Annotated in this window: 19 protein-coding genes; 7 read left to right on the forward strand and 12 right to left on the reverse strand. The window is 48.9% G+C overall.

Annotated features, from left to right (window positions below):
* The first annotated feature begins 32 nt into the window (after window positions 1-32).
* Complete coding sequence (locus DESLBE_RS13955; protein WP_005809930.1) at window positions 33-1,232, forward strand: hypothetical protein; 1,200 nt, start codon at window positions 33-35, stop codon at window positions 1,230-1,232.
* 341 nt (window positions 1,233-1,573) lie between these two features.
* Entirely contained in the window at window positions 1,574-2,434 is an 861-nt protein-coding gene (locus tag DESLBE_RS13960) for a methyl-accepting chemotaxis protein (RefSeq protein ID WP_018307114.1), read from the forward strand.
* A gap of 14 nt (window positions 2,435-2,448) precedes the next feature.
* Here the strand turns inward: DESLBE_RS13960 and DESLBE_RS13965 are convergent, their stop codons facing one another.
* Window positions 2,449-4,548, reverse strand: coding sequence for a sigma 54-interacting transcriptional regulator (locus tag DESLBE_RS13965; RefSeq protein WP_005809935.1), 2,100 nt, complete (start codon window positions 4,546-4,548; stop codon window positions 2,449-2,451).
* 329 nt (window positions 4,549-4,877) lie between these two features.
* On the opposite strand from DESLBE_RS13965, the gene DESLBE_RS13970 reads away from it, so the two are divergent.
* Complete coding sequence (locus DESLBE_RS13970; protein WP_005809937.1) at window positions 4,878-6,083, forward strand: MFS transporter; 1,206 nt, start codon at window positions 4,878-4,880, stop codon at window positions 6,081-6,083.
* A gap of 626 nt (window positions 6,084-6,709) precedes the next feature.
* Entirely contained in the window at window positions 6,710-8,431 is a 1,722-nt protein-coding gene (locus DESLBE_RS13975) for a methyl-accepting chemotaxis protein (protein WP_018307115.1), read from the forward strand.
* A gap of 134 nt (window positions 8,432-8,565) precedes the next feature.
* On the opposite strand, the gene DESLBE_RS13980 is transcribed toward DESLBE_RS13975, so the two are convergent.
* The 8 genes from DESLBE_RS13980 to DESLBE_RS14015 all read right to left on the reverse strand — a co-directional run bounded on the left by DESLBE_RS13980 (window position 8,566) and on the right by DESLBE_RS14015 (window position 16,756).
* Window positions 8,566-10,020 carry an MDR family MFS transporter gene (locus DESLBE_RS13980; RefSeq protein ID WP_144677359.1) on the reverse strand — a complete coding sequence of 485 codons (1,455 nt, stop codon included), beginning with the start codon at window positions 10,018-10,020 and terminating at the stop codon, window positions 8,566-8,568.
* Window positions 10,021-10,318: 298 nt separating this feature from the next.
* A complete protein-coding gene (locus tag DESLBE_RS13985) occupies window positions 10,319-10,900 on the reverse strand; it encodes an ATP-dependent Clp protease proteolytic subunit (protein WP_018307117.1) in 582 nt (193 codons plus the stop codon).
* Window positions 10,901-10,919: 19 nt separating this feature from the next.
* Window positions 10,920-11,282 carry a helix-turn-helix transcriptional regulator gene (locus tag DESLBE_RS13990; RefSeq protein ID WP_005809950.1) on the reverse strand — a complete coding sequence of 121 codons (363 nt, stop codon included), beginning with the start codon at window positions 11,280-11,282 and terminating at the stop codon, window positions 10,920-10,922.
* A 204-nt stretch (window positions 11,283-11,486) separates the two neighbouring features.
* Window positions 11,487-13,517 (reverse strand): FtsX-like permease family protein, encoded by a 2,031-nt coding sequence (locus tag DESLBE_RS13995; protein WP_144677361.1) that lies wholly within the window; start codon window positions 13,515-13,517, stop codon window positions 11,487-11,489.
* Window positions 13,514-14,278, reverse strand: coding sequence for an ABC transporter ATP-binding protein (locus tag DESLBE_RS14000; RefSeq protein ID WP_018307120.1), 765 nt, complete (start codon window positions 14,276-14,278; stop codon window positions 13,514-13,516). Before DESLBE_RS14000 ends, DESLBE_RS13995 begins: the two co-directional genes overlap by 4 nt.
* Window positions 14,279-14,451: 173 nt before the next feature.
* Window positions 14,452-15,447, reverse strand: coding sequence for a sensor histidine kinase (locus DESLBE_RS14005; RefSeq protein WP_144677363.1), 996 nt, complete (start codon window positions 15,445-15,447; stop codon window positions 14,452-14,454).
* A gap of 96 nt (window positions 15,448-15,543) precedes the next feature.
* Window positions 15,544-16,215, reverse strand: a complete 672-nt coding sequence (locus DESLBE_RS14010; protein ID WP_144677365.1) for a response regulator transcription factor — start codon at window positions 16,213-16,215, stop codon at window positions 15,544-15,546.
* 61 nt (window positions 16,216-16,276) lie between these two features.
* Window positions 16,277-16,756, reverse strand: coding sequence for a flavodoxin (locus DESLBE_RS14015; RefSeq protein ID WP_144677367.1), 480 nt, complete (start codon window positions 16,754-16,756; stop codon window positions 16,277-16,279).
* A gap of 148 nt (window positions 16,757-16,904) precedes the next feature.
* Between DESLBE_RS14015 and DESLBE_RS14020 the strand changes: the two genes are divergently transcribed.
* Window positions 16,905-17,288 carry a helix-turn-helix domain-containing protein gene (locus DESLBE_RS14020; protein WP_015942815.1) on the forward strand — a complete coding sequence of 128 codons (384 nt, stop codon included), beginning with the start codon at window positions 16,905-16,907 and terminating at the stop codon, window positions 17,286-17,288.
* 120 nt (window positions 17,289-17,408) lie between these two features.
* On the forward strand, window positions 17,409-17,699 hold the full coding sequence (locus DESLBE_RS14025; RefSeq protein WP_144677369.1) for a hypothetical protein: 291 nt from the start codon (window positions 17,409-17,411) through the stop codon (window positions 17,697-17,699).
* A 174-nt stretch (window positions 17,700-17,873) separates the two neighbouring features.
* On the opposite strand, the gene DESLBE_RS14030 is transcribed toward DESLBE_RS14025, so the two are convergent.
* Together DESLBE_RS14030 and DESLBE_RS14035 are read right to left on the reverse strand one after the other, a co-directional pair.
* Entirely contained in the window at window positions 17,874-19,868 is a 1,995-nt protein-coding gene (locus tag DESLBE_RS14030) for a methyl-accepting chemotaxis protein (RefSeq protein WP_144677371.1), read from the reverse strand.
* Between the two features lie 258 nt (window positions 19,869-20,126).
* Entirely contained in the window at window positions 20,127-21,998 is a 1,872-nt protein-coding gene (locus tag DESLBE_RS14035; protein WP_144677373.1) for a sigma-54-dependent Fis family transcriptional regulator, read from the reverse strand.
* Between the two features lie 335 nt (window positions 21,999-22,333).
* On the opposite strand from DESLBE_RS14035, the gene DESLBE_RS14040 reads away from it, so the two are divergent.
* The gene (locus DESLBE_RS14040) at window positions 22,334-23,497 is read left to right on the forward strand and encodes an iron-containing alcohol dehydrogenase (protein ID WP_018307122.1); all 1,164 of its coding nucleotides are present in this window, start codon (window positions 22,334-22,336) and stop codon (window positions 23,495-23,497) included.
* A 144-nt stretch (window positions 23,498-23,641) separates the two neighbouring features.
* On the opposite strand, the gene DESLBE_RS14045 is transcribed toward DESLBE_RS14040, so the two are convergent.
* On the reverse strand, window positions 23,642-23,854 hold the full coding sequence (locus DESLBE_RS14045; protein WP_172625436.1) for a helix-turn-helix transcriptional regulator: 213 nt from the start codon (window positions 23,852-23,854) through the stop codon (window positions 23,642-23,644).
* Window positions 23,855-23,937: the final 83 nt, after the last annotated feature.

Genomic DNA, 23,937 nt, shown 5'->3' on the forward strand with positions numbered 1-23,937 from the left:
TTAGGATAATAACGGACGGGGGGATTCGCACAATGAAGGGAGGATTTCGCTTGGCTTCGCTATCCTTGGTTCAGGAAACCCAACAAAATCTCTGGGATGCAACAAATTTCAGAGAACCCAAAAAAGTGCCGGTGGGCATGGAATTTACTTACTGGCCCTTTTCCTACGCCGGCGTAACGTATAAAGAGGTTGCTCACGATCCTCAGCTCACTGCGGAAAAATATCTGCAGTTTTTAGATGATATTCACCTTGACTACACCTGGGGAATGGCCTCTTTGCCCAACCCCTATAAAGCTTTTCAGGCCCTGGGTTCGAATTCTTTTTTCTTGGCCAATGATCAGACGACAGTGGCACACAACCAGACAGCCGATGTCTACATGGAAGATGACGAATATGATGAATTCAGCAAAGATCCTTATTATTTTATTAATGAGATCTTACTGAAAAGGAAGCTGCCGAAGCTTGATCAAGGGCGCAAGGAAGCTGCCTATGGGGCGCTTCGGCAAAGCATGCTGGAATTCCGGCATTTTGACCTTACCAATGAATTGATTTTGCAGGGATTAGCCGAAAGAGCCGTCTATACCTTAGTCAATGCTCCCATCGTTTTCAACTCTCCTTTAAAACTTCTTTTTGACAAAGTCAGAGGAATGAAAAACACTCTGATCGACTTACGCAGGCGACCGGATAAGGTCAGAGCGGCCTGTGCTCAACTACTGGCAGCAGATAAGGCGGCAATTCCCCTGAAGCCCGAAGACCTGGCCAAGATGCCGGGACTTAAGGTCGGACTGACAGGGTATCATGTGGAATGTTTCCTGAGCGGAAAGCAATTCGATGAATTTTTCATGAAGCCCTTTTTGGAAGTATGCGAACCTTATATGCAGGCAGGCGTGAAGTTTTTCCTCAAAGGTGAAGGCAAGTTTCTCAATACGATCGAAAGGTACCGGCAAACACCCAAGGGCAGCATGATTATTATGCTGGAGGAAGATGATCCTTTCGAGGTCCACAAACTGGTTGGTGATTGGTGCACACTGGCCACGGGTATAAGCGCCAGCCTCTTAAAATACGGAACGAAGCAGCAGTGCATCGATTATGTCAAAAAGTGCTACGATACTTTTGCCCCGGGCGGCGGATTTATCTTCATGCAGGACAGGCCGCTTCTCAGTGCCAATGATGCCAACCCGGAGAATATTACAGCCGTTTATGAATTCGCCAACGAATATGGAAAAAAATAAGAAGGGATGAGGTATCCGTGGCTGAAGAAAAGTATAGCATAACCGAGTTATTTGCCATGCTGCAGGCTGATGATTCCTGGGAGAAGGACCCGGAGCAAAGAGCGCAATGGATAGAACGTTTTAAGATGTCACTAAACGTTTGGTATTGTTAGAAATAGGGGCAGGCTTTTGCTGTAAAACGACGAACCGGCAGACTGCTGAATCATATCGGCCGGTTCGTTGATCTGTTTACTCTGATTTAAACAATTGAAGTGTATGCCATCACACTATTCTTGGTAAGCCATTCACAATTTAACGTCGGAAAGGTTGTCTTTTCCGATATATCTAAAAAGGGGCGAATCATGATGAACCTAGCTGTGCAAAGTGATGAAGAATTATTGGCAGGTTATGCCGCAATATTATCACGACTGAAAGAACTGATCAAAGAAGACCTGATGGTACTAATAACCGATAAAACTCATATTCTTTATTTTTATCCCGGATACAAACTGAATGCTTCCAACATGCAACTGGTCGGCCTTGAATTGCCTGCGGACGATGATCTCGGCCGGTGTGTGAGGACCGGAGAATCCAATACGGAATTACGCCCCAAAGAAGCATTTGGTGTTCCTTTCTTAGCTATGACGGCCCCCATTCATAATAGCCGGGGGGAAATCATCGGCTGTGTATCGATTGGGCGGAGTATGGAAAAAGAGGCCAATCTGGAGGAAGCATCAGAGAGCCTGGCCGCCAGCCTCCAGGAAGTGAACGCCGGCCTGCAGGAGATCGCCTCAGGCTCCCAGATACTTTCGTCTAAAATTAACAGCGTGGTCCAATCGGCCAATGACTCTGCGGTAAAAATTAAAGAAGTCAATCAAGTCATCCGTGCCATTGCCGATGTATCCGCCCATTCCAACCTGTTGGGGTTAAACGCCGCCATTGAAGCCGCACGTGCCGGAGAACAAGGGAAGGGCTTCGCCGTTGTGGCTGAGGAGATGCGGACCCTTGCCAGGCAAAGTAAAGATTCGGCAAAAATGGTTACAGAAATACTTACCCAAATGAAAGATTCCATAGAAAGCATCATCTGGGAAGTTGATCAAATCGGTGGTATTGCCGGAAATCAGGCGGCATCTACCCAAGAGATTACAGCTGCCCTTGAGGAAATAAGCGAAAATTCCCAAACCTTAGTAGAACACGCTAAGATTAAGATCGAGAACCGCTGAGGCCGCTCCTATCCTTAGGCCAGATTATATCTTTTAATCTTGCGGTAGACTGTTGATTTGCTTACCCCTAATATTTCAGCCACTAACGGAATATCATGATTAAATTCTTTCAGCATTTTTTCCAGCATGACTTTTTCCACATGATGAATCGTGCCATAAGCATCCGCCTTTTCAGTATCTGGAGCTTCTCCCGGCGCAAGGGACGGTGGAGATGACTGGATGACAATATTCGGGATATGTTCCGGCAGGAGAACCTTGCAATTCCGGCTTTTGGCTATCGTCATCATATACAGGATTACATTCTCCAGTTGCCGTACATTGCCTGGCCAATCGTATTCCTCCAGGATCTGGAGCGCTTCATTGGAGATGGACAGAGACTCCGGATTGTTTTGCCCGCAGCTGTTCATGAAATAGGAGACAAGCAGCTTGATATCCCCCTTTCGGTCCCGTAACGGCGGGATGTTGATGGGGAACATGGAGATTCTGTAGAAGAGGTCGGGGCGAAACTGACCGCTCTCCATCAAATCCTTAAGGTTACGGTTGGTGGCCGTGATCAAATTGAATTCAATTTGATGGGAGACGTGATCGCCGATCCGCGTTACCTGCTTGTCCTGGAGAACACGCAATAAGACAGCTTGAAGTTCATAGGGCATATCGCCGATTTCATCCAAAAATAACGTACCCCCATCAGCCATTTCGATTTTTCCCTTCCGCCCTTTCCTGTCCCCGCCGGTAAAAGAACCGGAAGCATAACCAAACAGTTCACTGCTGATCAGCTCACGAGGGATTGCCGCACAGTTGATGGCCACAAACGGCCCTTTTTTATCCTGACAGTTGTGAATGGCTTTGGCAAACAATTCTTTGCCGGTACCGCTTTCCCCGGTCAGCAGGATATTTCCATTTGAGTTGGCGAAACACACAGCCTGATCAATGGCGTTGCGGAAAGCATGACTCTCGCCAATCAAACTGTTGAAACAGTCGGCAGCCGGTGAGCATTTGCCCGGAGCCGTAGCTTGGCCGGACTCTTTGGCATTGGAAAAAAGCAGGATCGAACAGGATCTGCCTGCCGCTTCAAAAGGCCTGATCTGAACAGAATAAAGGCCGGTGGCCGGCGGGGAACAAATCACTTCGGTAATGATCGTTTGTGCCTGGGTTTGGATAAGGGGAAGGAGTTTGGAATTGGCAGGAAGATACCTTCTAATATTGCCGGCTTGACCATCGGTCGGCAGGGTGGGAAAAAAGCGGCGGCCTGCCGGATTAATGCCGATGATCGTTCCTGCCGGGTCGACGACAATAATGGGGGGATCGTTGATCAGGTCGGGGCAAGGGATTTCTTCCCGGCCAACAGGGATGTCTCTCTCGGCAGGGGGGCGGATACTGGTCTGAATCCGGTGTGCCAACAACAGCACTTGAGTCAGGATGGTGGACACTTTCTCCGCGGTATCTTTTTCCCAGGGAATTCCCGTTTCCCGGTAAGCCAGGGTAATGATGGCATCGAGATTGCCGCTCACGTCAAAAATCGGTGCGGAAGCACTGTTGATATTGAGGTCGCTCTCCAGATAATGCTCCGGTCCCAGCAGTACTGCCGGACACATGGAGCGTTTACAGAGCAGATGGGAAGTCAGTCCGCTCTTGCGGATTTCTCTGGGTTCATTGCTAAAAAGAAACTCCTGAACAAAATAAGACTCGATACCGCTTTCTGTTTTTTGAAAAAAGAACGTACCCTGCCGGTCGTGAATGTTCATAAAGATGGGGATCTTATTGAAATCTCCGAGGTCATGGATCGTCGGAAAGACAATCTGGGCAAAGGGCATGAGATTTTCGTTTCTCAGCATATCCTCCTCCGGATCATGGGTTTTATCTGACGGCCGTAAGCCCAGCTTATAGGATTCGATCCAAACCTTTTTAATCTCGGCGCGCGGATATTCAGAGGTCATTACGGCATCGAGGTCCCCGTCCAGCAGGGACTTCTTACAGCGAACGGTGGTCTCCCAACGGTCTTTGGTCATAGGTCGGTTGTCCACATCCCACAGGGGAGCTTGCTGAAGATTGGGAACGATCATTTGGTTCAGTACGTCATCGAATTTTTTTAGGTTAAACGACTTCGATTGCATAAATTTCCCTCCCAAAGCAATTTGACGTCAAGCTACTGATTTAGTTATTATAAATGTTGTCATTTGTGAATGGGAATTCTTGCTCAATATCTTATTTTAACATTTTTTCATACGAATCACATTGTATAATCCCAGATTCGACTATATGTTATATTTTTAAGCATCGATTGTCGCAGCTTTGAGGCGGAGCTGCTGCGGAAACAAGTACGCCAGCCCTGGAGCGCCTGAGCGGCGCGGATGTATGATAAGCTGCATGAAAGTCTGATATGTAACTAGATCATATAAGATGCATGTGAGGATGCTCACTATTTACGAAGGAGGATTACTCTATGAACTCTCAACCAAACAAAAAATTAGGACCTATTGTGGCCATCATGTCAATGTTCATTTTTATCCCTGACTTTTTCATAATCTCAAGTATTCTCAGCAAAATCTCTGAGTCTTATCCCCATATCTCCATGGCCGGTATTACCTATCTGCTCACCTCGGTCAGCCTGGCCCAGATGGCCGGAGCGCTGATTACCGGTGTCGTTCTGGGGCGCAGGATTTCATTCAGAGGGCTGTCCCTCATTGCCATTGCGATCTACGTGATCTTCGGGGGAATGCCTTTCTTCTTTTCCATGTCTTTCGGCGCGCTGATGTTTACCCGGGTTGCTTTTGGCCTGGGTCTGGGCTGCTGGCTTCCCATCTGCCAGTCCTATATTGCCAAATTGTATGACGACGAGGCCAAGCGTGCCGATATCCTCGGCATCGGCATGGCGCTCTTCAATGTCGGACTGATCCTCGGCATTATGGCCGGAGGTATCCTTGGGGCATTTAACTGGCGTTATACCTTCGCCTTTTATCTCCTCGGCAGTATTTCCTTTGTTTTAGTAGCCATTTTTATGAAAGAACCAGTAAATGAAGCGGAAGGAAAAAAAGAAAAGATACGCATCCCCAAGGAGGCTTTCGGAATTATGGGCTTTTTCATACTGGCTCAGTTGATCTTTGGGGTCTTCTCTTCTTACATCAGTTACGTCGTAGCGGAAATCCACGGTACACCCATCCTTGCCAGCACCATGATGACCGCCTTCAGCATCGCCTGCATTGTGATCGCCCTCTTCTTTGGCCCATTGTACCGCCTGGTTAAGCAGTATATCCTCTTGTTTGCTTCAGCCCTTGTCGTCGTCAGCTATGCCCTGCTCTATCTTGGCGGCACTTCCGCTTCCATTCCCTTGTTATTTTTAGGCGCCGTGTGCTGCGGACTGGCTACGAACATGTGCAGCACGGGGGTTGCTATGATGTTAAGCATTACGGTGCCCCAGGCTTCTGTAGCCGCTGCCATGAGCGCCTCCATAATTTGTATGAACGTCGGAACCTTTCTCACCAGCCCTTTTCTGCAAATCATCTCTATAGCTGCCGGTGAGGGGGCCCCCGCCTATACAGCCTATCTCGGCGCCCTTCTGCTCGCCGTCGTCCTGCTGATCATCGCGGTTCCCTTCAGCACAAAACTCAGAAGAGCTGCCAAGGCAAAGGAAACTATGCCAGCTGCTTAAAGTGTTTAAAGAGCACAAAACTTAATTCAAGTAACGAATCAATAAGAATAGACAAGGAGAAAAAAATCACCTTGTCTATTCTTGTTTTTAGTCCTTATTCTCTGTCTTTGACTCTGACTCTTTCTCTTTCGCTAACTCTGCTTTGCATTTGATGCATTTCTTGCTTATCGGGGGATTAAGGGCACCACATTGGGGGCATTTTACTGGCTTTTGAGCGCTGGGTGGTCTAAAACACATTGTTTAATTCCCTCCTCATCATCATTATAAAAAATTTGTCATTCTATGTAATAATGCAAATTTCATGCCACCCAGCCAGTCCGGATTATATGAGGTTCAGTTATTTCAAATTATCATAAATGCGCCTTTTTACTATATTTTAAAGCTACAAAATTACACGCCATGCCCTTGGGGGCTATCCAGCTTTCTCATTCTATGTCATTGCTGCGACAGCCTTTTCGCATAGTGAAAAAACCTATTGGCTGAATGTTATCATATTACGTCCCATTGGCAAGTCATGTGATTAATTTGCTCCCTTTCTACTGCAAACGAAGGATTTTGTTGGTATTTGTCGAATATTGCGCATCACTAGGATTTTTAGCAGAAAAAAATATAGGGGGGACAAGCAGATGAAATGGGTGGAAAATATAAAAACTGTTTACAAGTTGGGGATTCTTGTCATCATTGCCTTCTTTTCCTTAGGTTCCGTCGGGTTTACAGGATACTACGATCTGAAAATTGCCAATGATAATTTGCAAACAATGTATGAAGACCGCTTAATCCCGGTAAAGATCGCCTACGATACCCGTTCCGATATCCGGGCCCTGAACGGCTTTCTTCTGGAATTGATGCTGACCGTCGATCGGGCCAAAAATCAAACCCTTCTGGACTCTATTCAGGAAAAAGAGCAGGGAATTGAGGATAAGCTCAGCCAACTGGAAGACCTGAGCCTGGATCCGCAAAGCCAGGAGTTGTTTCTGAAGATTAAAACCTCCCATAAACAATACGACCAGACTAAAAATCAGATCCTCGCTTTTGCCCAAGCCAATCTCAATGATAAGGCCTATAACCTCTATGAAACCTCCGGTGGCCATCTGTCAGACCAGTTAGTGGAAGATATGCGGGCTCTGGGAGAATACTACTCCAGCCTTTCCCACCAGGCCAGCCTGGACTATGAAGCAAGCTTTAAACATACTTTGTGGTTTATGGGGGCGATCGTTGCCGCCGCTCTCTTCTTGCTGGCAGGAAGCGGCTATATCATCGCTTCTTCCCTAACCAAACCCCTGGGGACCATGGTCGAAGTCTGCAATGATTTTGCTGCCGGAGATTTCCGGGATAAACAGCGGCAGAGCGGCGCCGGTAGAGCGGATGAGATTGGCCTGTTGTACCAGGCCTTAGTCGCCATGCAGAATAACCTCCGCCCCTTGATCAAAGGAATCTCCACCTCCGCGGAACAGGTAGCGGCCTCCAGTCAGGAGCTTACGGCCAGCTCGGAGCAATCCGCCCAGGCGGCAGGGCAAGTGGCCGCCTCCATTTCCCAGATCGCCTTAGGAGCCGAACAGCAATTGGCGGCTGCCAATGAGACGGCTGCCGTGGTCGGGCAAATGTCCCTGAACATGCAGGAAATCGCCGCCAAAGCCAATCAGGTGACCTTCCAGTCCAGCCATGCCAATGACCAAGCCAATCAAGGCATCACCACTGTGGAAAAGGCGGTGGCCCAGATGACTCAAATCGAGGGCACGGTCAATTCCTCCGCCGATGTGGTCGCCAAGCTGGGCAGACGGTCTCAGGAAATCGGGGAGATTGTGGACACCATTTCCGGAATTGCGGCCCAGACCAACCTTCTGGCCCTCAACGCCGCTATCGAAGCGGCCCGGGCCGGAGAGCAAGGCCGGGGCTTTGCCGTAGTGGCCGATGAAGTTCGCAAGCTTGCCGAGCAGTCCCAGGAAGCGGCCCGGCAAATCGCCCTCCTGATCGGTGAAATCCAGACCGATACTGAACAAGCCGTTGCGGCCATGAATCACGGAACCCGGGAAGTCAAAGCAGGGACGGAGGCGGTGGATGCCGCAGGCCAGTCCTTCCGGGAGATCGCCCACCTGGTAACCCAGGTCTCGGGCCAATTGCAGGAGATCGCCACAGGTCTTCAGGCCATGGATTCCGACGGCCGGCAAATCTTCAGCTCTGTGCAAAGCATCGATCAAATCAGCACTACTACGGCATCCGAAACTCAGACCGTCTCCGCTGCCACTGAGGAACAACTGGCCTCCATGGAGGAGATCGCCTCTTCCAGCCAATCCTTATCCGAACTCGCTCAAAATCTGCAAAATGAGATCGCCAGATTTAAATATTAGACTTTTAGAACTTGGCTGCAGCTCATGATTAACTTGCACCCTTGTACAGCAAAAGACAGATGCCACGCCGGAAAACGTGGTATCTGTCTTTCTGACTTCCTGCCCAAATATACGCCCAACCAGTGAAAATCAGCTCAGGCTTGTTTTTCTTTTTTCATTCCAGGCATAGTCATTGCTAAGATCATGGACAGCAGGGTAATGATAATAAAGGCGGCAAACAGGACATGCATGGAACTGTTTAAGGAAAGGGTTATTTGCTCCGCCGCAAGGGCGGCATGGGATAGGTCCGGCTGATAAAGGTTGCCCGGATTGATCCCTTCTATGCCTTGCCGGGTGAAATATTTAGTAATATACAGGTTAAAAATAGTCCCGAACACACTGATGCCGATGGTCTGGCCCAGGGTTCTGAGCAAGGAATTGGTTCCCACCGCAGCTCCCCTTTGGCTGTACTCCGCCGAATCCTGAACGATGATGGTCAGGGCCGCACTGGCTCCGCCGAAACCGATCCCCATAATAAAGCCATAGACGAGAATGATGGGCAGGGGAGTATCTATTCCTAGTGTGAACAACAGCAGGGTACTGAGCAGCAGTACAGCATTGGAGGCCAGAATAACATTCTTCCCTCCATACCTGACCAAAAGCCTGCCCAGGATAAAGGAGACGATCAGCCAGGACACCGACATGGGCAGCATGGCTAAACCGGCGGCTGTGGGACGGTATCCCAAAATATTTTGCAGGTAAATCGGCAGATAAACATTGACGCCCATGAGCACGGCATAGATCAGGAAAGAAATCAGATTGACAAGGATCGTCGTTCTGGTAAAGATGGCAAAAGGAATGATGGGTTCCGCCGCTTTTTTCTCGATCTTATAAAATGCATAGAGCAGGAAGAACGTCAACAGGAGCAGCCCGGCTACCCATAAAGAGGGATAGGGAGAAGTGCTCCGATCGAATAAAAAGATGCTTAAGAAGACCACGATGGCTAAGGATAAAGTCAAGGTTCCGGCATAATCAATGCTGGGTTTCTTCTTGGCAAAGGTTTCTTTCAAGGAACTTTGCAGCAGAATGACCGACAGCAGCCCAAAGGGAATATTGATAAAAAAGATCCAGTGCCAGGAAAGCACGTCGATTAAAAATCCGCCGAAAAACGGGCCGACAAGACTGGCGATCCCCCATACCGTGCTTAAGGCACCCTGTATCTTTGCTCTTTCCGCCAGTGAAAAAACATCGCCGATGATGGTAAAGGAAACCGTAAATATAGCGCCCGCTCCCAGTCCCTGAATGGCGCGAAAGACAATCAGCATAACCATACTCTGGGCTAATCCGCATAAAAAGCTGCCCGCCAAAAATATGATAATGCCGATGGAGAGGATATTTTTCCTGCCGTACAGATCGGCAAGCTTGCCATAAGCCGGGGTCGATAAGGCCGATGTTAATAAATATACCGAAAAAACCAGGCTGATAAATTCAAATCCCTGCAAATCCCTGGCGATCGTAGGGGTAGCCATGGTAACAATCGTTCCCTCAACCGCCGCTAAAAACATGGCCAGCATAAGGGATAGTATTAAAGGTGTCTTTCTTATATTCATGATCTTATGTTCCTATCTTTTGTCATACCCAGTGGCCGTACCCGGCACAGGGATTAAAGCCGTTCTCATTATATGAGCGGTTCACACACCTGTCAAGGAGTAACTTGCCGAGGCCCTTAAAACAAAAAAACGGTGGCCTAAACAGTTCGTCCCGGATTGAATGCATGTTCAATCCGGGACGAACAAATCCTGACTCCCTATAGATAAGCTATTTAGTACTCCGCAACACCTAATTCTTCATATTTCCGGGCAATGCAAATTTTAAGTGTTACAGAGTACTCGTTTTAATCCGCGAATATCACAGGATTTTGTCAATCAATCCATAGTCCTGGGCCTGCCCGGCCGTCATATAATAATCTCTCTCCATATCCTTCTGGATTTTTTCCAGGGGCTGGCCTGTAAGCCTGCTATAGGTCTCATTCAGCTTCTCCTTGGTTTTGGTCAGCCAGTCACTATGGATTTTAATATCGGTGGTTTGTCCCTGGAGCCCGCCGGATATTGACGGCTGATGAATCAGCACTTCACTGTTTGCCAAGGCAAAGCGTTTGCCTTTCGCCCCTGCTGCCAGGAGCAGGGAGGCGGCACTCCCCGATTGGCCTATGCTGATGGTGGAAACATCGCATTTGATATAGTTCATCGTATCCATAATGGCCAATCCGTCCGTTACGGACCCACCGGGGCTGTTAATATAGAAATGGATATCCTTATCACAGTCGGCGGATTCCAGAAAAAGCATTTGGGCGATAATCAAGCTTGCTGATTCATTGGTTACTATGCCATTAAGCATGACGACGCGATCATTCAGCAGTCTGGAAAAAATATCGCAGGAGCGTTCCCCGCGGGATGTTTGTTCGATTACCATAGGTACAAGCTGGCTCATATTAACCTCCAGGAGCTGTTTAGGCAGCCCTATTCATCATTTTAGTGAAGGAGCTGATCGTGTACATTCTCCGGTATTTCCCGGGTGCCAGTCCATAAATCCTCATAAAGGCTCTTGTAAAGGATTCCTGAGAAGCATACTGATATTTCAGGGCGATATCAATGATGGGCTGCTCAGTTTCAACAAGCTCCTCGGCAGCCTTCGCCATCCGCCTCCTGGTTATATATCTGGTGACGGATTCGCCTGTTACTTTGTGAAAAAGCCTGTGATAGTAATATTTCGACAGGTAGGCTTTTTGGGCAAGGTCCTCAAGGTCAATCCTGTCATCCAGATTTTCTTCAATATAGTCAAGGGAATCATACACCTTGGCACGATAATCCATATACTTTCTCCTTTCCAAGAATCTGTCATCATTATATACTCAAACGGCGATTCGTTCTTGATAATTTTTGCTTAAAATAAAGAGCGTACGCCAATGTTCATTAGGTTCTGAACATTGGGCGATACGCTCTTCTTCTCCAGGCAAGCTCTGATAACGTCCAAGGGTGGGGTCTCCAAGCAGGGAGAGCGCATCAGGGCATGTGTCCTAATGCTCCACCCCGCCGCTGACAATACTGTAATAAGCCCGGGAGGTAAACACATACACCAGCACATAAAACAAGGTGAATACCAGATAGCAGCCTACCGTGACGGCAGCGAGCAGACTTATATTGGTCAGACTGAACAGCGCCATCAGCTTGGAAATCATGGGAAAGGCAAAGGTTATATGAACGCCCGCGGCAGCCAGAGGAAGAAAGAACACCGTCAGCACCTGGGAATTGATGCTCTTGCGGATTTCCCTTCTTGTCATGCCTACTTTCTGCATGATGTCAAAGCGGGCCTGATCCTCATAGCCTTCACTGATCTGCTTATAGTACATAATCAGCACTGCTCCCAGGATAAAGACGATCCCCAGCAAAACCCCGAGGAAAAGCAATCCTCCATACAGAGCATAGAAATCGGCCCGCTCCTGGGCAACAGAATGGATACTGGCGGCGGGAAACTGAGGATCTTCCAGCTGCATCCGGCTGACCGACTCCCCAATATCCTCTCTCAGGGCAATCTGCACTTCCTCGGCAAGGTTCAGATCGAACCCGTAATAATGATACAGGCTGGAAGCCCTGTCTCCGTAGATCTCCTTCTGCTTCTCAAAAACAGCCTCCATGGGGGCCAGTTCCGGGACAACGATAAAGAAAGAAGGAACGACCTGCATACCATCCATACCGTTATCTACAAATTTCGACACAGTCTTCTTGATCTTCAAGGTGCCGGCCCCGGCCACCTCAAGTCTGTCATAAGCATAATCCCCCTTGCTGGAGTACAGGAGGATCTCGTTTTGACCCAGAGTTTCCCCGGCCCCTGTCAGCCGGTTATAATCCTCCAGGGGAATGATCAACAACTGCCGGAGGTTGGCCGAATCCTCATTCCGCAAGGTCTGACCCTGTTCGCGCTTAAAGCTCACCTGCTCCCCTTCCAGATATCCGGTCACCCCCAGATAGCGGTAACTAAGACTGTTTTCCGGCTGGAGGCCCCTCTTTTCCAGAGCTTTGTCCACAGCCCCGGTCAGGGCAGCGGTATAAGCCGGATCGATGGAGTGGATCTCCACCTCCACCTGCCGGGGATACCGGGAGCGCAGACTGTCCTCCGCCCCTATATACAGGCAGACCGTCGAGGACAGCATCACCAGCACCATGGTGGAGAGGATGCAGATGGAAGCCAGCCCGGCCCCGTTGCGTTTCATACGATAAACCATGGAGGAAACGGAAACAAAATGACTCGTCTTGTAATAGTACCTTTTGTTCTTCTGCAAAAGCCGGCAGAAGACCACGGAACCGGCAATAAACAGCAGGTAAGTCCCTATGATCACCATCACCACCGCCACAAAGAACCAGAGCATGGCCGCCAGGGGCTGCTGAATGCTGAGGGCCAGATAATAGGCTCCGGCCAGAATGAGCACTCCCGGCAAAGCCAGGGCCCAATTGGCCTGGGGCGGCTTTTCCCCCACGGTGTCGCTGCGCAGCAGCTCCACGGGCTTGGAGACATGAATCTGCCGCAGCCCATTGAGCAGAATCAGCAGAAAAATAGCGGCAAAGAGGAGGGCGGCCTCTAAAAGGGATGGCCAGTCCACGGAAAATCCGGATTGGATGGTGCTCTTGAGCACATGAGCCAGGGACAGCTCGGCAACCTTGGCAAAGAGGACGCCGCAGAACAGGCCCCCGGCCACCGAAACAGTCCCGATCACAATGCTCTCCCAGGTAAGAATCCGGGCCAGGTTCCATTTGCCCATGCCGAGAATATTATAAAGGCCAAATTCTTTTTTCCGTTTCCGAATCAAAAAGGAGTTGGTATAAAACAGGAAGATCAAGGAAAATACTCCCATGACCCCCCGGCCCAAAGTCAGGATCGCCTGCAGGGAACCCCCGCCGGGCATGGCGCCCACGGCAGGATTGACCGCTAGAAAAGAGATGATGTAAAACATCATGACCATACCCATGCAGGTCAGTATATAAGGCAGGTAAAGCTTGCGGTTTTTGGCCATGGCGGTCAGGGCCAGTCTGAGATAAAGTCCCCCTGTCATGGTCTGTCCCCCCCTGTCGCCAGCAGGGTAAGGGTATCGGATATCTTCTGATACAACGCCTCATTGCTGCTGTTCCCCCGGTAAATCTGGTGAAATACCTCCCCATCTTTAATGAACAGCACCCGGCCGGCATGACTGGCCGCCTTGACTGAGTGGGTCACCATCAAAAGGGTCTGCCCCTCCCGGTTGATCTCCCCAAACAGGCGGAGCAGTTCATCCGTGGCTTTGGAATCCAGAGCTCCGGTAGGCTCGTCCGCCAGGATCAGCCGGGGATTGGTAATCAGGGCCCGGGCTACCGCCGCTCTCTGCTTCTGTCCCCCCGATACCTCATAGGGATATTTGGCAAGCAGCTCCACAATCCCCAGCTTCCTGGCAATGGGGGTGAGCCGTGCTTTCATTTCCGGGTAGGATTTGCCGGCCAGGACCAGAGGCAGGAAGATATTATCCTCAAGAGAAAAGGTGTCCAGCAGATTAAAATCCTGAAACACAAAGCCTAAATTATCCCGGCGGAAGGCGGCAATGTCAGACTCTCTGATCTTGCTCAGATTGTGCCCGTCGAGAAGGACCGTGCCCCCGGTAGGCTTATCCAGAGCAGCCAGAATATTAAGCAGAGTGGTTTTGCCGGAACCCGACTCCCCCATAATGGCTACGTACTCTCCCTTTTCCACGCTGAAGGACACACTGGCCAAAGCCTGAATCTTCTGGCTCCCAAAGCGGGTGGTATATACTTTTTCTAACTGATTAACTTCTAAAATCGTCATTAATTTCTTCTCCTCCGTTATCTGCAAATCCAAGGCTGAGACACGCTCATCTTTCCCCCATGATTTGGCTGCAAGTAAACATGTCCTGACTCTAGTTTACGCAAAACAGGGAAATATCCGCCATGGCTTTGGCTTACATTTCCCCGTTTAACCTTACTTTTTTGCAAGGTTGCTTATTCTATTGCCAATTCAGCGCTTTGCAGATCGAGCCGGATCTCCGTGCCCCTGCCGGCAGCAGAAACGGCGGTGATCTCATGGCCCAGATTGCGGCAGATCCGGCGGCAGAGGTAGAGCCCTATGCCGCTGGCTTTCTTATCTGTGCGCCCGTTAAAGCCGGTATAGCCCTTTTCAAAAATCCGGGGCAGGTCTTCCGGTGCGATGCCCATGCCGGTATCCCGGATGCACAGGGTTTTCGGCTCTTCCAGGGTAATGGCGATGGTCCCGGACCGGGTGTACTTAAGAGCGTTGGACAGGATCTGCTCAATGACGAACAGGAGCCATTTTTCATCCGTCAAAACCCAGCAGTTCAGGGGTTCATACTCCAGCCGGATCTTCCGGCGGATAAACTGAGAAGCATATTTGCGCACCGCCTGTTTGATTATGCCGTCCAAATCATACTCCCGGATCAGATAATCCGTGACGGGAGCCTCCAGCCGCAGATAGCAGAGGACCATTTCCACATAGTGTTCAATGCGCTGAAGCTCCTCCCTCAGCTCCCGGCTGTGTGGGGTGTCCCCCTGCTCCCCTTGCAGAAGAAGCCCCATGGCGGCGATAGGGGTCTTGATCTGATGGGCCCATACCGTATAGTATTCTACCAGATCCGTATACCGCTGGCGCATGTGGCCGGTCAGCTGCAGCTTATCTTCATAAAGAACCCGGATGACGGCCTGATAGTCTTCCTCCAGGGGTCCCCAAGGCTGGGGAAGACCGGCGGCGGTCACCGTGATTTCCCGGCGCAGAGCCTCCAGCCGTTTATGCCTCTCATAAAAAGCCCTGTAATCCAGAACCACCAGGATCACCCCCAGAAAAGCACAGAGCACCGCTCCGTAACCCACTGCTTCCACCGGCAGTTCATAAAGGGCAAACACTATAGCAAAGATGAGGCAAAAGCCCAGGAATGCTCCGATAATTTTACGCTGTGACTTCAGATAAGCGAAAAACAAGTCCATCGACCGGCTCCTTATTCCAGCTTACCGGACCCTCTTCACTGGGCCGGTGTTTCCCTTCCCCACTCTGCCGGGCAATCCTGCTCTGCCCGGCGCCTTTCACTCAATCAGATAGCCCAACCCTTTTTTGGTAAGGATAAAATCCTTCAACCCTGCGGCCTCCAGTTTCTTGCGCAGGCGGGTCATGTTGACGGTCAGGGTATTTTCATCCACAAAGCTGTCCGTTTCCCACAGCCGCTGCATCAGGGTATCCCGGCTGACCACCCTGCCCTTGTTTTCCATCAGGGCCTGGAGGATGCGGTAATCGTTTTTCGTCAGTTCGATATGCTGTCCCTGATAGGTCAGGCTGGCATCGGCGGTATTTAGCAAGGCTCCGCGATGTTCCAGGATCTTGACCTGTCCGGCGAAGTGATAGGTCCGGCGCAGAATGGCCTGTATTTTGGCTGTGAGCACATTCAGATCAAAGGGCTTGGCGATAAAGTCGTCTCCCCCCATGTTCATGGCCATGACGATATTCATGTTGTCCCCTGCCGAGGAAATGAACATAATGGGGACCTGGGACACTTTGCGGATCTCCCCGCACCAGTGGTAGCCGTTATAAAAAGGCAGGGCGATGTCCAGCAGCACCAGCTGGGGGTCCAGTGCGGCGAACTCAGCCAGGACGTTCCGGAAATCCTCCACACAGCGGGCTTCCAGACCCCAGGACTGGATATGTTTGCGGATAGCCTCGGCAATGGTGGCATCGTCTTCCACAATCAGAATTTTATACAAACTATCCCCTTCTTACTCATACAGGTGATTAGCGCGAACCGCTTAAAAAACTCTGAGTTTATCATAACCCCTTCAGGCAGGAAAGGCAAAGAAGCCAATCTTGAACTTGCTGTTCTTCAAAATCGCCTGTCACAGCCAATCCCGGCAGCAACTTCGCATCAGGGCATTCCTGAGCTATATTGATCTCTATTTGCCCAAATCCCCCGCCGCCATGGGTGCAAAAGGGAATAACCGTTTTCCCCTTCAAATCAACGCTGCGCAAAAAGCTCAGGATGGGCGGTGCAAAAGACTTGAACCAATTGGGGGTTCCGATAAAGATATAGTCATAATCATTGATGGGCTCATTTCCAGACAATAGCTTAGGACAGTATCCCCTTTCGATTTCGCTTCTTGCTTCTTTTGTTGCGCCATTATAGGTAAATGAATAAGGTTTTTCCGGAATTAATTCTCTGATATCTCCATCGGTAATAATCGCTATATCCTCTGCTAAACTCTTTGTGGTATCCGAATAAGAGTAGTATACAATCAATGGTTTGCTCATCCATAGTCCCTCCCTGCTCCTGCTTATTAGGTAGTTTATGCTTGTCTTGTTCTATCTTAAGGGCCATGAGCTTATGGTGTCCAGCACATTGCTGATTTAACTATCATTTGCTATTGTTACTAAGTAAATGAGAAGTGAGGAGATCATTATGAAATATGAACCTAAAATCGAAAAAGAAATCATGTGTCCCATCGAATACGGCCTTGATGTCTTCGGCGGGAAGTGGAAAGCGAGAATATTATGTGTGCTTTCTACAAACACAGTGATTCGCTATAATGCCATCAGAAAAGAACTGGGCAATATTACCGATGCGGTCCTTGCCGCTATGCTTAAAGAGCTTATTGCCGATGAATTAATTGAACGGACACAATATAACGAAATTCCTCCCAAAGTAGAGTACGCACTGACAGACAGAGGACGCTCAGTGTTGCCGATTCTTCAGAACATCTGCCAATGGTCACGACAGCAGACCAAAGATGAATTGGAGAAAAAACTTCCCCCCTGTAAAACTTGCGACCAGCTTAAAAAATAGTTACTATTAAATTTATTAGTCACTCATAAAATTCCTAATATATTGAGCGTTCATAGTGGGTTTGTTATACTCCAGTCATGGTCAAACCCCTAAAAATTAACGCCAATGGAGGAATGGAACATGAGTGTAAAAGCATATCTTGAAATCACTATGGTGATTAATGAAGCCGATCGCCCGGCGGCCGGAAAAATCTATGCTGACTACCGGCAGCCTTTCTTGCGCCAGATCAAAGGCGCTCTTACCAAAGACCTGCTTATCCGCGAGGAAGATGTACAAGTTCTGCATGGCTTTGACAGCGTGGAGAATGCTCAGGCCTACTTAACCAGTGATCTGTTCAAAAACGATGTTTTCGTTGGTCTTAAGCCCCTGTGGAGTGCCGACCCTGATGTAAAAATTTATACTGTTGCTTAGGTTAAGCTCCATCCATGTATAGAACCAAAAGCCTGCCTCTCGACGTTAAAACGTTTGGCGGCAGGCTAATTTTCCTTTGGCAGGACTGGATACGTTTGCGATGGTCTCCGCGCTTCCCTTCTTGCGCATACAGGTAATGGGAATGAACAGTTTGAATGTTCCTTGCTCAACGTTTTAAACCGTAAATTTGCTGAGACTTACCTGCAGGCTTTCCGCCATTGCAGCCAGGTTCTGACTGGAAGCGGCGATTTCCTCGATGGATGCTGTCTGCTCTTCGGTGGCGGCAGATACTGTTTGGGAGGTGTTCATATTCTCTTTGGTAATGCTCTCCAGACTGCGGACGGCTTCAACGATGCTCTGGCTCCCTTGGGCAAGCTGCTGGATGGCGGTTGAAATCTCTGCCACTTGGCTTGATACCATGCTCATAAGGGTATCGATATCTTCAAAAGCCCCCCCGGCGGTATTGACCACTTCTATGCCCGCTTGAATATCTTCACTGCTTAATTCAATCGCCGTCACCGCATCCGTAATATGGGACTGATTCAGGGTGATACGCTGGGCAATCTGCTTAGCTGCAGCCTGAGACTGTTCGGCCAGTTTGCGCACTTCTTCGGCTACTACGGCAAATCCCCGGCCCTGCTCCCCCGCTCTGGCGGCTTCAATAGCCGCATTCAAAGCCAGCAGATTGGTTTGTTCCGCTATTCCCGAAATCACATCATTGATTTCACTGATTTCCTGGGAACTGACAGCCAAGCGGCCCACGGCGCTCTGAACCTTCACAGAGACTTCGCCTATATTCTTCATTTGTTCCACAGCCCGCAGCGCCGATTTCTGTCCTTGAGAAGACGCCGTCGCCGCTTCTTTTGTTTGTTGGGCAACTCTGTTGCTGTTGACCGCCAATTGTTCTATGGTGGCTGAACTTTCTTCGACGGAGGCGGTTATTTCATCCACGCTTTTTTCCTGATTTTCCGCCCCCAAGGCTAAATTGGTTATGGTGCTGGCCACTTCACTGGCCGCTTTGGCCTGCTGCTCCGCACCGGTGGTCAGTTCCTGGGAGGAGGCGGCCACCTGTTCGGCCAGAGCGCCGGCAGTGTTTACCAAGTCCCGCAGACTCCCCAGCATGGTGTTCAGGGCGTCCCCTACAAGGCCCACTTCATCCCTGCTCTTGACTTCCACATCTTCTACGGCCAGATTTCCTTTGGCCACTTCCTGAATTTTAGCCACCAACTGATTGAGGGGGCCGACAATATTGCGGGTGAATCCATAAGCAGCAACGATCCCGATCAAAAAGAAGGCAAAGGAACAGATAATCAGGATTTTCCTCAGATTATCGACCCCAGCCATAACTTCCTTCTGTGGAGCAGTTACGGCTAATGACCAGGTTGTTCCCTCCACAGGAGCGTATCCTGTATATTTTTTTATCCCTCCGTAAATATATGAACCCACACCGCTTTCTCCGGCGACCATTTTCTTTTGCAATGCCGCAAAATCGGCCAGTCCGGGGTCTTTTTCAGCATTTTTAAAAATATTGTCCATGGTTTTAACCTTTTCAAGGTCCGCATTGGCAATGGCCGTACCCTGACCGTTGATCACAAAAACAGCTCTGGAGCCGCCCAGTTCTATAGACTGGGTAAACCTGGACAACTCGTAGCCGTCACGGGTGGCAATTAAAGCACCGATGATTTGGCTGCCATGTTTGACGGGGACCGCATAAGCAGTAATTACGGAGTCGTCAACCTTGCTTGTTTTGGGATCGGAGGCTACGGCTTTGCCGGCTATGGCTTCCTTGAAGTAGTCCTGATCGGCGATATTGACCCCGGCCACTCCCTGACCGTTGATTAAGTTTCCCTCTAAGTCCGCAATCCCCAAATCTATATATCCTGCCCGTTGGATTTCACTTTTCAAAACCCTTACTTTTTCTTCCGCGGGCACCTCCGGGTCCTTAATCGCCTCCAGGTTGGCGAGGAGTTCTAATAAACCAAGCTGTCTTTCCAGGTCGTTCTTCAATGCCAGCGCCGTCTCCCGGGAAACTATCTCCAACGATTGATTGACCTCTTTGAGTACCGCTTGAGAAGAAAAATGATTGCTGATAAACCCAAGGCTTCCACAAACGATGATGAGAAGAATACTGATCAAGAACACAAATTTTGTAGCCAGACTTTTCAACACCTGATCTCTCCCTTTTGGTTACTTGCATAACCTTATTCTGAGCAATTATTTACATGTAATTGCGGCTTCTTTTATAAAGTTGCAATAATCGTGCCAATCCAAGAAATTCCCATTTTTTACGGACAGAAGCCCCTCCATCGAGGTAAATCAGTCCTAAATTGTGACAATATTTTCATATTGCGACATTTTCCTTATGTTTTATGATCAAGAAAAACCGAGGCGAGCCTCGGTTTTTCTTGTCTCCTAATGAATGTTAAATCAAAAAACACTTATATCAAACTCTTTTATTTTCCTATACAGGGTATTCCGACCAATGCCTAACAGCCGCGCTGCCGGAGCAATTTTCCCCTGAGTCTGGGCAAGAGCAGCTAAAATCGTTTGTTTGGTTTGCTGATCAAGGAGGGAGGGACTCTCTACCCTTTTGGAGTCGGGGATTTGCCTGAGCTCCAAGGGCAAATCGTCAACCGTTAAGACATGGGAATTGGCCATGGCAATCATGCTTTCGATACAGTTTTCCAATTCGCGGACATTTCCCGGCCAGGAGTAGGCGTAAAGGTAGGGATAGACATTGTCCTCGATTCCGCAACAGGTAAGCTGATTCAGGGTGCATGATTTTTGAATAAAATACGGAACCAGGTCCCTAATGTCCTCCAGCCGTTCCCGAAGGGGCGAAAGTTCAATGGTGATAACTTTGAGCCGGTAGTAAAGATCCAAACGGAACGTCTTGGCCTCAACCAAAGATTTTAAATCTTTATGGGTGGCGGCAATGATCCGAACATTTATTTTGTGTGGTTTTGTCCCTCCGATTCGGGTGACTTCCTTTTCTTGAAGTACGCGGAGCAGAGCAACTTGTGCCGTCAAAGGCATGTCGCCAATCTCGTCCAGGAAAATCGTTCCCTGGTGAGCTAATTCAAATTTGCCCGGTTGACCGCCCCGGCGCGAACCGGTAAAAGCTCCGTCAGCATAACCAAATAATTCACTCTCTAAAAGAGAACTGGGCAGTGCTGCACAGTTAAGAGCTACAAAGGGACCCTCTCTGAAGGAGCTGAAGTCATGGATCATACGGGCAACAATTTCCTTTCCGGTCCCGCTTTCCCCTTGAATAAGAACAGAAGAGGGAGCGGCAGCCGCCTTATAAACACGATCCATAATCTGTCGAGAGCTGGGACTGCTTCCGACCCAAACAGGACTCGCGGTTTGCGGCTCAGTGAGCTGCACCGTTCCAAATGCTCCGAGGAATTCTCCCGACTCATCGGCAACCCGCCGCCAGGATGAGGCGATCTCATGACCGGACTGATTTTTCAAGTGAAGATCCAGCGCTTGATTATTGACCATCCAGCCTTTGGGAGCACTGAATACCTCTGCAACAGGCTTGCCAATAATATCGTTGCGCTTGCGTCCAATCAGGGATGCCCCGCTGGGGCTGATATTGGTAACCACGCCAAACCGGTCTATGGAAATGAATCCTTCCTTGAGCAGATCGATAGCCAGCTTTGCCCCTTCACGATAAAATTTAAGCTGACGCTCAATATCTAAGGTGCGCAAATTTTGCTCTATCAGCTTTGCCCCTAAAATGGCAATCCCAATGATCTGCTCCTGATGATTTCCCGTTTCACCGCTTATATCGATAAACCCAACAATTTCTCCCTGTACATCATGAATGGGTGCCGCCCAACAGGACATGAAATGATTTTCCTGGACAAAGTGCTCACAGCCGGAGACTGTGATGGGACAATCCTCAGTGAGTGCTGTTCCTATGGCATTGGTACCTTTGATATCTTCCCGCCAATTCGCCCCGGGAGAAAGGTGAATCTTTTGCGCTTTGGTCAGAAACGGACCATCTCCCAATGCTTCTAAAATGAAGCCTTTTTTTTCACCTAATAAGACAGTGTAGTTGGCACTTTGCAACAGCTTGCCCAGGTGGGGCAGCACAAATTCAGCGGCGCGGATGATATCTTCCTGAGAGTCCTTTAATTCACGTAATTGAGAGGTAGTTAAGATCATATTTTGAGAGATTTCAGTATGATTGACATTGTAGCTTACGCTCCGTTGCCAGGAACGGTAGATCATCGGAGCGATTCCGTTCTCAATAAGTTCGCCTTTGAGAAATTTTCGCCAATGGACATTCATAAGTGAACCCTCTCTTAAAATAAATATTCAAATAAATTTGAAAAGTACAACTATATAATTAGAATAGCACATCCCAGCAGCTGGAACAACCTTGTCGCCAAATAACCTTGTGTGCCAATATAGAGCACTTGTCAATGCTCAATGTGCAGGAATGGAGCAGAAATTTCATAAATTCCCAGCTAAAAAACACTCCCGGTCCCAAGAGTTAAGAATATATTTCTGAATATTGAGCCTATTCAATATATTTTGCTTCTCTAAGCTTCGGATGGCATGTGAATTGCATTGTAGTAAGTCAACTATCCCGAAAGGGAAATAAAATGCAAGGAGGATACACTATGTCTGTCGTGCATCAAGTCTATGGCTACTACATGCCGACCGTCAATCTTATGGGGGCCGGTGCAGCCCAGGAGGCCGGAAAACAGGCAAAAATCCTGGGAGGCAAAACAGCTCTTCTGGTGACGGATGCTTTCCTTAATCAGAGCGGACTGGCCAAACAGATCGCGGAGATTATTGAAGCTGAGGGCGTAAAGGTTGTCATCTATCCCGGAGCGGAACCTAATCCTACCGATAAGAATGTTCATGATGGCGTGGCCGTGTTTGAAAAAGAAAACTGCAATATGATTGTCTCACTGGGAGGGGGGTCTGCTCACGATTGTGCCAAAGGTGTGGGTTTGGTTGCCGGAAACGGCGGAAATATCCGTGATTTTGAAGGAGTGGATAAATCCGCAAAACCCATGGTACCGATGATTGCTGTCAACACTACGGCAGGAACAGCCAGCGAGATGACCCGGTTCTGTATTATTACCGATACGGACCGCCATATTAAAATGGCTATAGTGGACTGGCACGCTACCCCCAATGTCTCCATCAATGACCCCTTATTGATGATCGGAAAGCCTGCCCCTCTGACCGCCGCCACCGGTATGGATGCCCTGACTCACGCTGTTGAGGCTTACGTCTCCACTGCAGCTACCCCTATTACTGATTCAGCTGCCTTGATGGCGATTAAGCTCATCAGCAAGTACCTTCGCCGTGCTGTTGCCAACGGCCAGGATTTTGAAGCCCGGGACCAAATGGCCTATGCCCAATTCCTGGCCGGTATGGCCTTTAACAATGCCAGCTTAGGTTATGTTCACGCTATGGCCCATCAGTTAGGCGGCTTCTATAATCTGCCCCATGGTGTTTGCAACGCCATCCTTTTACCTCGTGTATCCCGCTTTAATCTGATTGGAAACCTTGAGCGCTTCGTAGACATTGCCGAAGCTCTGGGTGAGGAAGTAAAGAATTTATCGGCCAGAGATGCCGCAGAAAAGGCTTTGACGGCAATGACAACCTTATCCCAGGACATTAGCATACCCAGCGGACTCACTGAGCTGGGCGTAAAAGAAGAGGATCTGCAAACCATGGCCGTCAATGCCATGAAAGATGCCTGCAGTCTGACCAACCCGCGCCTGGCCAAGCTGGAAGATATTATTCAGATTTATAAGAACTCTTTATAAATCCGGCCACAGTCCTGGAGCGGATTTCAGCAGCTTGTACTGGCAAAAATCCACCTTCAGCAACTAATCTTCAGTGACTAATAAAGAAGGAAAACAGCGGGGCCTGATGCCACCGCTGTTTTCCTCTTTAGGCAGTTTCCTTGACTATCGATAAGGCCGCTTATTTTCTGTAAGTCCAACCAAATAGTCAATACTGGTGTTATAAAATTTTGCGAGCTTAATCATAACATTTAGAGGAACATCACGCTCCCCTCGCTCATATTTGGAATATAAAGATTGATCGCACCTTAAGTATTTTGCAACTTGCTGTTGGGTTAGATCATGATCTTCACGAATATCACGCATTCTTAATTGCATCAGCATCACCAAAACAAGTATATATTAGGACGATAAGTCCTATTGATCTTCAGGACTATTTGTCCTAAAACAATTTAAAAAGA

The sequence above is a fragment of the Desulfitobacterium sp. LBE genome (assembly GCF_007830365.1).
Classification (GTDB): domain Bacteria; phylum Bacillota; class Desulfitobacteriia; order Desulfitobacteriales; family Desulfitobacteriaceae; genus Desulfitobacterium; species Desulfitobacterium hafniense.

Coding starts and splice junctions, on each gene's coding strand:
- DESLBE_RS13970 (WP_005809937.1), top strand. CDS start 4,878: ATGAACTCTCAACCAAACAAAAAATTAGGACCTATTGTGGCCATCATG.
- DESLBE_RS13955 (WP_005809930.1), top strand. CDS start 33: ATGAAGGGAGGATTTCGCTTGGCTTCGCTATCCTTGGTTCAGGAAACC.
- DESLBE_RS14035 (WP_144677373.1), bottom strand. CDS start 21,998: ATGAATGTCCATTGGCGAAAATTTCTCAAAGGCGAACTTATTGAGAAC.
- DESLBE_RS13985 (WP_018307117.1), bottom strand. CDS start 10,900: ATGAGCCAGCTTGTACCTATGGTAATCGAACAAACATCCCGCGGGGAA.
- DESLBE_RS13980 (WP_144677359.1), bottom strand. CDS start 10,020: ATGAATATAAGAAAGACACCTTTAATACTATCCCTTATGCTGGCCATG.
- DESLBE_RS13975 (WP_018307115.1), top strand. CDS start 6,710: ATGAAATGGGTGGAAAATATAAAAACTGTTTACAAGTTGGGGATTCTT.
- DESLBE_RS14015 (WP_144677367.1), bottom strand. CDS start 16,756: ATGAGCAAACCATTGATTGTATACTACTCTTATTCGGATACCACAAAG.
- DESLBE_RS13965 (WP_005809935.1), bottom strand. CDS start 4,548: ATGCAATCGAAGTCGTTTAACCTAAAAAAATTCGATGACGTACTGAAC.
- DESLBE_RS14005 (WP_144677363.1), bottom strand. CDS start 15,447: ATGGACTTGTTTTTCGCTTATCTGAAGTCACAGCGTAAAATTATCGGA.
- DESLBE_RS14000 (WP_018307120.1), bottom strand. CDS start 14,278: ATGACGATTTTAGAAGTTAATCAGTTAGAAAAAGTATATACCACCCGC.
- DESLBE_RS14045 (WP_172625436.1), bottom strand. CDS start 23,854: ATGCAATTAAGAATGCGTGATATTCGTGAAGATCATGATCTAACCCAA.
- DESLBE_RS13960 (WP_018307114.1), top strand. CDS start 1,574: ATGATGAACCTAGCTGTGCAAAGTGATGAAGAATTATTGGCAGGTTAT.
- DESLBE_RS13990 (WP_005809950.1), bottom strand. CDS start 11,282: ATGGATTATCGTGCCAAGGTGTATGATTCCCTTGACTATATTGAAGAA.
- DESLBE_RS13995 (WP_144677361.1), bottom strand. CDS start 13,517: ATGACAGGGGGACTTTATCTCAGACTGGCCCTGACCGCCATGGCCAAA.
- DESLBE_RS14020 (WP_015942815.1), top strand. CDS start 16,905: ATGAAATATGAACCTAAAATCGAAAAAGAAATCATGTGTCCCATCGAA.
- DESLBE_RS14025 (WP_144677369.1), top strand. CDS start 17,409: ATGAGTGTAAAAGCATATCTTGAAATCACTATGGTGATTAATGAAGCC.
- DESLBE_RS14040 (WP_018307122.1), top strand. CDS start 22,334: ATGTCTGTCGTGCATCAAGTCTATGGCTACTACATGCCGACCGTCAAT.